This is a genomic window from Pseudomonas sp. LAMO17WK12:I1 (genome assembly GCF_900177315.1).
Classification (GTDB): domain Bacteria; phylum Pseudomonadota; class Gammaproteobacteria; order Pseudomonadales; family Pseudomonadaceae; genus Aquipseudomonas; species Aquipseudomonas marginalis.
This window is the reverse complement of the sequence record NZ_FWZV01000027.1, coordinates 42,801-51,820: the sequence shown is the minus strand read 5'-3', so window position 1 is coordinate 51,820 and position 9,020 is coordinate 42,801. Positions and strand designations below refer to the sequence as shown.

Sequence of the window (9,020 nt, the reverse complement as noted above, 5' to 3'; positions counted from 1 at the left end):
GAATTTCTTGACGACCATAGAGCATTGGAACCACCTGATCCCATCCCGAACTCAGCAGTGAAACGATGCATCGCCGATGGTAGTGTGGGGTTTCCCCATGTGAGAGTAGGTCATCGTCAAGATTAAATCCCAGAACCCCTGTCTGCTCATGCAGACAGGGGTTTTGTCGTTTAGAGGGTTTATGAACTCTGTAAGCGAGCAGCAACTACGCCTACCTAACTCCAAAATCAGGTTCATGGCACTGACCTGCTTTAAGAGCACGACGCAGGTAATAGGGAAGAATTTTTACTTCTAAATCTTGTACGACAACCTTTGGTCGGTTTCCTACGTAAAAGGACGATTCATCCCACAATTCCCTAAGCTTTCCTCCAGCTTGGCCGAAAGCCTGATGAGCCATGCGTGCACCGAAATAGAGCGGCCCGAGACGCCGCCTATACCGTACATGGAATGTTCCTCTCGGCACGCTCACCCCCATTTGGCAAAAAGAAGTCGATGAAATGAATCTCAAATTCAGTCATAAAATTCTGTTGGCCGCGTCAGGCGTTGTGGTTCTGGCCTTCGCGTTATTCACGCTTTACAACGATTACCTGCAGCGCAGCACCATCAAACAGAATCTGGAGTCGTCTATCCAGCAGTCCGGTGAGCTCACCGCGAGTAGTGTGCAGAACTGGCTTAGCGGTCGAATACTGGTGCTCGAAAGTCTGACGCAAAACGTTGCCCATCAGGGTAGTGCTGCTGATCTTCCAGGGTTGGTTGATCAACCGGCGTTCACCTCGAACTTCCAGTTCACCTACGTTGGCCAAACCAACGGTGTGTTCACCCAGCGCCCGGACGCAAAAATGCCTGACGGCTACGACCCTCGTCAGCGTCCCTGGTACAAGCAAGCCGTGGCTGCCGATAAACCCATGCTCACGCCGCCCTATATGGCCGCCGTGGGTGGGCAGATCGTAACTATCGCTATGCCGGTGAAAAAGAACGGCGAGTTGCTCGGCGTGGTCGGCGGAGACCTGAGCCTGCAAACCCTGGTGAAAATCATCAATTCGGTGGACTTCGGCGGCATCGGCCATGCGTTTCTGGTCAGCGGCGACGGCCAAGTCATCGTAAGTCCTGACGAAGACCAGGTGATGAAAAACCTCAAGGACATCTACCCGGGCACTAACGTCCGTATTGAGAAAGTTAATCAGGACGTAGTTCTCAAGGGCCAGGATCGCATCCTGTCGTTCACACCTATCAGTGGCTTGCCCGGTGCAGATTGGTATATCGGCCTGTCGATTGATAAAGACAAAGCCTACGCACCGTTGGGCAAATTCCGTACGTCTGCATTGATCGCCATGCTGATCGCCGTAGTCGCGATTGCCGTGCTCTTGAGCCTGCTGATTCAAGTGTTACTGCGGCCCCTGACCACCATGGGTATTGCCATGCAGGACATTGCCCAAGGTGAGGGCGACCTGACCCGCCGCTTGACGGTCACCAGTAAAGACGAGTTCGGTGAAGTGGGCAGCGCGTTCAACCGGTTCGTAGAGCGTATCCACGCCTCGATTTCCGAAGTGTCTTCTGCAACACGTCAGGTGCATGACCTGTCTCAGCGTGTGATGGCGTCATCCAACGCCTCGATCATCGGCTCTGATGAGCAAAGCGCACGCACCAACAGCGTGGCCGCCGCAATCAACGAACTGGGGGCTGCCACCCAGGAAATCGCGCGTAACGCCGCCGATGCCTCACAGCACGCCAGCGGTGCCAGCGAGCAGGCCGATGATGGGCGCAAAGTGGTCGAGCAAACCATCCTGGCAATGTCGGAGCTGTCGCAGAAAATCAGCCTGTCCTGCACTCAGATCGAAACCCTGAACGCCAGCACCGACAATATCGGCCACATCCTTGATGTGATCAAAGGCATCTCCCAGCAAACCAACTTGCTGGCACTGAACGCTGCGATTGAAGCAGCACGTGCCGGGGAAGCCGGACGCGGGTTTGCCGTGGTCGCCGACGAGGTGCGTAACCTGGCTCACCGTACCCAGGAGTCGGCTGAGGAGATTCATAAAATGATCACTTCGCTGCAAGTGGGGTCGCGTGAAGCAGTGACCACCATGAATGCCAGCCAGACCTCCAGTGAGGAAAGTGTCCAGGTGGCCAACCAGGCCGGTGAGCGCCTGGTCAGCGTAACGCAGCGAATTGTCGAGATCGACGGCATGAACCAGTCCGTCGCTGCGGCCACCGAGGAACAAACTGCCGTGGTGGAAACCCTCAACGTCGATATCAACCAGATCAACCTGCTGAACCAGCAGGGCGTGACCAACCTCAACGAAACCCTGAAAGACTGCGATGCGTTGTCGCAACAGGCCAATCGGTTGAAGCAGCTGGTCGACAGCTTCAAGATCTGAGCCGCTGAGTGTACGAGTAGGAGCGAGCCGGTTCGCTCCTACTGCTTACCCAGCAAGCGGCGAACATTGTCCAGCGCGCTGTCTGCGAAGCCTTGTACAAACTGTTCAAATCCTTCCTGTGCCGTCTCCAGGGGGTCGGCAATGATGGTCCAGGTTACCTTGGAGCAGTGTGCTCCAAGCGCTTCCACTTTGATTGCGGCCCACAACCTGGCCACGCCCAGGGTGTTGTAGATCGTGGTCCAGGTCATGTGCATCGCTTGCTCATCCCGGCTATTGAGTTGTTCTACGACGCGGTTGCCATCGCGGAAAAATTTCGTGCGTAAAGCGCCCACTCCGGTGCCGATCATTTCGATATGCGTCAAGGAAGGGATGAACGCATCGAAGCCTGCAAACTGCCCCACCATGTTCCATAGACGATTGGCATGGCAGTCGATCACCATAGAGGACACTATCGGCTGGCCGTTCGGGTTATGAATTAACGTATCGGGTTGCAGCGGTTTCATGAAGTTGTCCTGAAGCGGTTCAAAGAAAGCCGATGGCCTTGAGGTAGTTGCAGCCTTTACTCAGCAGTGCCGGGTCTTTTTCGGGGTATTGCTCACCCATCTGCTGAACGCCGCGTTGCGCGTTGTCATGGAGGATCATCGAGGTGTCACCGATGTCTTCATCCAGTCGATCAAGGTAAAACCCGAGTACACCAAACATCGCATTGTCCTGGCTTACCGTTCGCAGCGCCTGCTGCCAATGCGCAGTACTGACCCGCTCGAACCGGTGGCCCGCCCGGTTGAATGCATCCAGGTAGTGCTCCCAGCTCAGTGGTTGTGGGTTATGCAGGTTGAATACGCTTCTATCGGCTTGAAAGCGATTGCAGTGGAACGCAATGAAGCGAGCCAGAAAGTCCACGGGCATCAGGTCGAAATTCAGGTCCAACCTCGGCAGCATGCCCAACTGCAGCGATCCCTTGAGCATCAACATCAGGCGATTCTTCTGTGGTTGGCAGATACCGTTATGGCTGTTGAAGCTGATATTTCCAGGGCGATGGATGTTCACCCAGGCCCCTTGCTCGATTGCACGCCCCAGGATCCGCTCGGCGACCCACTTGGACAGGTTGTAGCCATTTCGGATGTACAGCGGCAGGGTGGTTGCCGCCGGAGCTTCGAGCACATGCCCCGTCGTGCTGATGCTGCTGGCGGCCGACAATGTCGAGACAAAGTTGAAGACTTTCTTGCAGCGGGTTTCGCACAGACGCAGGCATTCGAATATGGGGTCGACGTTGTCCCTGGCCAGTGAGGCGTAGTCCAGCACGTGGTTGACCCGTGCTGCGTTGTGCACCAGCGTGCCAAAGTCTGCGGCGAGTGCGTCATACGCGTCACAGGCCAAACCCAACCGCGGCAGGCTGACATCGGCGGCGAATACTCGCACCCTGCTCAAGTCCAGATGTTCCAGTTGGTAGTCACGCAACGCCTGGGTAAAACGAGCCATCGCAGGACTCCCCGGCAAGTCACGCACCAGGCACGCCACCTCGGTGGCCCCGGCGTTCAACAACGCCTCGACAATATGGACGCCGACGAAGCTGTTGGCCCCTGTCACGATCACCTTGTGCGGATTGCCTGCGCGGTCCCCTTGCAACGGATTGATTTCCCACTCCCGTTGAGCGTCCACGGCTGCTCGGGCAGAGGATGCGTCTGGCAGTTCACCTTCCTCCATCAGCGTTGCGAGCGTACGAATAGTCGGTACTTCAATGAAATGGCTTAACGCGAAACTACGGCCAAATTGCTCGCGAACGCGCAACAACAGCGTCGACAGCAAAATCGAATGGCCGCCCAGTGCAAAGAAGCTTTCATCGATGGGCAACTGGCTGGTGGGCAAGCCCAGCAGCTCACCCCAAAGGTCGCTCAATCGCGCTTGAAGCGGCGTGTGCGCGGCGCCGGGAGTGGCCTGCAAAATGGGGAGGAAGGGGCGCGACAGCAGCCCCTTGCGGTCGACCTTGCCGTTGTCGCTGTGCGGAATGGCTGGCAGTTCCACCCAGAAACCAGGTTGCATGTAGCCCGGTAGCCACTGGCGCGCATGCTGCTGCAAGGCCACCAGCGTAGCGTTGGGTTCGGGCTGGGCGACAAAGGCGCAGATCCTGCTTTCATGGTCGATCACCACGGCCAGCTCGCGATACAGCCTGCTGCTGCGCAGGCATTGTTCAATCTCCCGGGGGTCGACCCGAAAACCGCGGATCTTTACCTGGTCGTCGCGACGCCCACCCAGCACAATCCCTGCGGCGCTCCACTGCGCCAAGTCGCCGCTGCGGTAGGCCCGCAGCCTTTGGCCGCCCGGCACCAGCAGTTCGACGAACGGGCTGTCAGCCTGCCGCGGCGCATTCACATACCCCAGGCTCACTCCGGGCCCGACGATGTACAACTCGCCCATCACCTGTTCATCCACCGGTTGCAGATCGTCATCGAGGATCAGCACCTGGCTATTGGCGATGGGGTAGCCGACATTACGATTATTGTCATCGGGGGCGAACGTCCGGTGCGTAATCAGTACCGTGGTTTCGGTGGGGCCATAGAGGTTGTGCAACTGGCACCGTCCCGCCAGCCGCTCGATTACATGGGGTTCGCAGGCATCGCCACCGGTGAGCAGATGCGTCACGCCCAGGGGGGGATCCGGCGGCAGGATATTGAGCAGCGCAGGCGGCAGGAAGGCATGAGTGACACGCTGTCGGCGGAGCAATTCCAACAGTTGCCCAGGGTCGCGTCGCTGTTCCTCACTGGGTACGATCAACTCGGCGCCGGCAATCAGGGCGGGGAAGATTTCGATCAATGACGAGTCGAAACCCAAGGGCGAAAACTGCAGGACGCGGCTCCGTTCATCCTGCGTCATGCAGGACCCGAACCAAGCGGTGAAATGCGCCAGGTTAGCTTGGCTGAGCAGCACACCCTTGGGCTGGCCCGTACTGCCCGATGTATAGAGCACCATGCACGGCATATCCGAACAGGGGCGATCGTGCATCAGCGAGGATGCGGAATTGGCGTTGTGCGCCTCGACTGTGCTGACATCCAGTGAAATGAAACGCTCCCGCAATGGATGTTGGCCGGCGTCCAGCAATACGCGGGCCCCGGCGTTTTCGAGCATGGCCCGATGGCGTTTTGTGGGTTGATCAGGTCCCAGTGGCAGGTACACCGCGCCACTGCCCAGTACGGCAAGAATGCTGGCATACAATTCCACGGATTTTTCCAGGCATACAGCGATCACCGGTGGCGCCTCAAGCGTCTCCAGCAGCGGGCGCAATCGCAGCTGAATCGCCATGGCCTGTAGGTGCAGTTGGCGGTAGGTCACGGTGTGCCCCGCAATGTTCAGCGCCGGCCGGTCGGTGAACAGGTGAAGGCTGGCCTGCACCCGTTCGATCACCGGTACCTGGGCTTCCTGGATCAGGGCAGGGTTTGCCGTACGATTGAATCGATGCATAAATGCCAACGGCTCAAGCTCGTGCAGGCCGTGGTCGGGCCAGTCAGTGGCAATCGCGCGTGTAGAGAGAGACTCGGGGTCACGTGAGAAGCCACTGACCAGCAGCGCGACCCAATCCACCAGCGCGGTTGTTGCCTGCCGACGCAATCGCTGGCCGTTGCCACTGGGCTCCTCGGCGATGTCCAGCACGGCGAACAAACGTCGGCCATAGTCATAGGCGCGCACTTGCAGCGCAGGCAACCCACCGTCGCTCAACGGGCCAATCCCCAGGCGCAGACTTATACAGGTGGTTTCGCCCACGTCATCCGGCAACGGCAGGCTGCCGTCTTCAATCCACAGGTCGGTGGCCTCATCCCCTGAAACATGGCCGTACTGTTCCAGCATTGGCCTGATTTCGCCCAGTGCCTTGCTTGTGCCGCACCAGCCGATGGTCAGGCACCTCATGGCGACACCGACAGGTAGTCGTTCAGCACTTGTCCCACGCTCGGCGTTTGCAGCACGCCGCTGTGTTGCAGGAAGCCCATGATATTGGCCATCAACGGGTGCTGGCGGGTGATGGGGAACGCCAGCGCTGATATTTCATCGCGCAGCACACCGCGCAGGCGCTCGCTGATGTCCAGATGTTCGATCAGGCGCAGGTCGAAGTTTTTCTGCAGGTCGTTGGTCAGGTAATGTGCCAGGAATATCGGCAGTACGTGAGCGATGCTGTCACGGTCCTCCGGGCTCGCGGCTTGCCAGTAGATGCGCACCAGCCGCGTCCAGAACTGCGCGTGGCGACCTTCGTCAAACAGGTGGTCGTCCATCAAGCCCCGTATGGAGGCCTTGACACTGCGGTCCTTGGAAAACGCTGCGACATCGTGGGTCACGGTGTTTTCGGCGATGGCTACGCCAATCAGCTCCACAGCATCGCTCAGGTGTTCCGGAGCCTGCGCCTGCGCCGCCGGCAGCGCGCGACTCAGTTCGATATGCCCGGGCAGGTCAATCGGCTGTATGCCCGTCATTGCGACAGTCTGTTGCATGAAATCCAAGGCCACCAAGGCGTGATAGTCCTCGTCCACCACAACCGTCATCGCATCAACGCGACAGGCAAGCGGGAAGGGCAGCGAGAAGCGATTCTTGGCAATGCTGCGCGCGGTCTTGTCGACGATTTCGGTTTCGAAAATCACCACATCGTGGATGAACTTATAGAAGCTTTGCACCAGCACGAAGTCGCGCCATTGCGAGCAATGTTCCATGAAGGTCGCGTTGAGTACCAAGGGCTGACGGCACAGTGGGTAGATCAGCTTGTTGTCGTCTTCCAGCAGGCGACGAGGGCGGGTTCGGATGGTGGCGCGGCGTTCCCAGTCGTCGGCGATGGTGGTGTAGCCGGCGGTATTCATGGGTGCACCTCGTGCAGCGCGGCGCGCACCTCGTCCCAGAACGTGATACGGCTTTCTACGGCGGCAAGGGCTGCGTCATGGGCCTGTTGCGGATAAGCCGGGTCTGCACCCACCAGGCGTTCGAGCAGCTCCTCAGCTGCTGGCCCGTGATGTTCAGTATCCAACTCGATGTGGCGCCTGAAATAGCCACACAGGGCCGGTGCCTGGCGATGGATGAGCGTATCGGGCTGCAGGAGGTGTTCGAACATACTTGGTATGACACGCTCACGCCCATGAAGGAATGCGGCGGCTACGCAATGGGTAGGGGCTTGCAGCGCAATGTGCAGCGTGTCGCTGACGAAGCGCGCGGCCCCAGCAGGAACATCGGCCATGCGCAGGGCCGTGCTTGCTTCCACGCCCTGGTGCAGCAGTGCAATGAAACGGTGTATCGCCGAGGTGCTGGCGCCGACTTCGACCATGGCTTCCAGGTACCACTCGAAGTGGCTGCAATGGCCTTGCCTGGGGCGTGAGTCTGATTCTTCGCCCAGCACAATCTCATTGATCAAGCGTGCTGCTTGCGGGTCGGCCGGTGGCAGCCAGGGTAGGCGAGTGCAGGTCAGGTCCTGCTGCAGGCGTTTGGTGAGCGTCATGAAGTCCCAGACAGCGAATACATGGTTTTCCATGAACAGTCGTAACTTTTCCAGCGAAGTTATTTCCAGAAATAACGGATGGCTGCACAACAGCCGTTTTCTTTGTTCCAGTAAAGGTGGGTACATAGTTGATGCCTATAAATTATTGCGTCGTCGCTAAAACAACGTTGGACTTTTGTATGCCGCAAAAAAAGATAAGAAAGATGTAAACCAGGCTTTGCGCGCACGCGCGCTCACGCAAGTGGGGCTGCACGGTCGAATTAAGTGGCTGGTTTAGTAATGAAAGATAATAAGCGGGTTAAACAAGTTGGCCAGTATATGAATGCATTAGATGTTTTTCTAAATAATATAAGCTGTCGGTAACTTACTTTATAAGAGTGGGAAGTTTCTTCTGCGCGGGGCGCTACTTGGCCAGGTAGGGAACCCCGCAGTGCTCGACGGGCAAGCCGAGCGACCTTACGCCATGTTAGAGCGTCTTCTTTGCGGCGGCGTCGAGGTTATCGAGATAGGTTGTGATCACGTCCATCCCGCGCATCAGGTGATTACGCAGCGTCAGGATGCTTTCCTCGACCTTCTTTTGTGTCACCAGGTTCAGCAGTTCACGATGGTCTTCCTGGGAAGTTTCGCCCAGCCCCATCGCCTCGAGGTTGAAACGCAGGAAGCGCTCCTCCTCATTCAGCCCGTGCTCCACCAGCTTGAGCAGCCGCTGGTTGGGGGCCTTGCCATACAGGGTCATGTGGAACAGGCGATTGAGACGGCCAATCTCGGTGTAGTCTTTTTCCTGTTCCAGGGCACAGATGAGCGTGTCTGCCTCGGCGATATCGGCTTCGCTCAGCAAGGGAATCGACAAACGCAGGGCTTCAGACTCCAGCAACATTCGCAGCTCATAGGTCTCAGCCGAATTGTCTTCGATCAACGGTGCAACCACGGCGCCCTTGTGGGTGACCACATGCAGCAGTGACTGCGCCTCCAACTGACGCAAGGCTTCACGCACCGGCATGCGGCTGACCCCGAACAGGCTGGCCAGCTCCTGCTGACGCATGGCGGTACCGCAGGGCAAGCGGCCATCAAGGATGGCATTGCGCAAGGTTTCTTCAATCACGGAGCGAGCAAGATGGGCGGGAATAGGGCCGGTGATCTTGATGCTGTTCAACGGGTTCGGCTTCTGCGTCACGGTT

Annotated in this window: 6 protein-coding genes and 1 rRNA gene; 2 read left to right on the top strand and 5 right to left on the bottom strand. The window is 58.0% G+C overall.

Annotated elements, in window-relative coordinates; translation table 11 throughout:
• Positions 1–6 precede the first annotated feature (6 nt).
• Positions 7–122: ribosomal RNA gene (gene rrf / locus B9N88_RS32000) — 5S ribosomal RNA — on the top strand.
• Between the two features lie 375 nt (positions 123–497).
• A complete protein-coding gene (locus tag B9N88_RS31995) occupies positions 498–2,378 on the top strand; it encodes a methyl-accepting chemotaxis protein (protein WP_027608051.1) in 1,881 nt (626 codons plus the stop codon).
• 38 nt (positions 2,379–2,416) lie between these two features.
• Here the strand turns inward: B9N88_RS31995 and B9N88_RS31990 are convergent, their stop codons facing one another.
• The 5 genes from B9N88_RS31990 to B9N88_RS31970 all read right to left on the bottom strand — a co-directional run bounded on the left by B9N88_RS31990 (position 2,417) and on the right by B9N88_RS31970 (position 9,016).
• Positions 2,417–2,881, bottom strand: coding sequence for an SRPBCC family protein (locus tag B9N88_RS31990; protein WP_027608052.1), 465 nt, complete (start codon positions 2,879–2,881; stop codon positions 2,417–2,419).
• 19 nt (positions 2,882–2,900) lie between these two features.
• On the bottom strand, positions 2,901–6,278 hold the full coding sequence (locus B9N88_RS31985; protein ID WP_027608053.1) for an amino acid adenylation domain-containing protein: 3,378 nt from the start codon (positions 6,276–6,278) through the stop codon (positions 2,901–2,903).
• Positions 6,275–7,213: a diiron oxygenase gene (locus B9N88_RS31980; protein WP_027608054.1), complete on the bottom strand. Its 939-nt coding sequence runs from the start codon at positions 7,211–7,213 to the stop codon at positions 6,275–6,277. Before B9N88_RS31980 ends, B9N88_RS31985 begins: the two co-directional genes overlap by 4 nt.
• Entirely contained in the window at positions 7,210–7,968 is a 759-nt protein-coding gene (locus B9N88_RS31975) for a DUF3050 domain-containing protein (RefSeq protein WP_027608055.1), read from the bottom strand. The genes B9N88_RS31980 and B9N88_RS31975 overlap by 4 nt, the downstream gene beginning before the upstream one ends.
• A gap of 340 nt (positions 7,969–8,308) precedes the next feature.
• Positions 8,309–9,016 (bottom strand): GntR family transcriptional regulator, encoded by a 708-nt coding sequence (locus B9N88_RS31970; RefSeq protein WP_027608056.1) that lies wholly within the window; start codon positions 9,014–9,016, stop codon positions 8,309–8,311.
• Between the last annotated feature and the right edge of the window lie 4 nt (positions 9,017–9,020).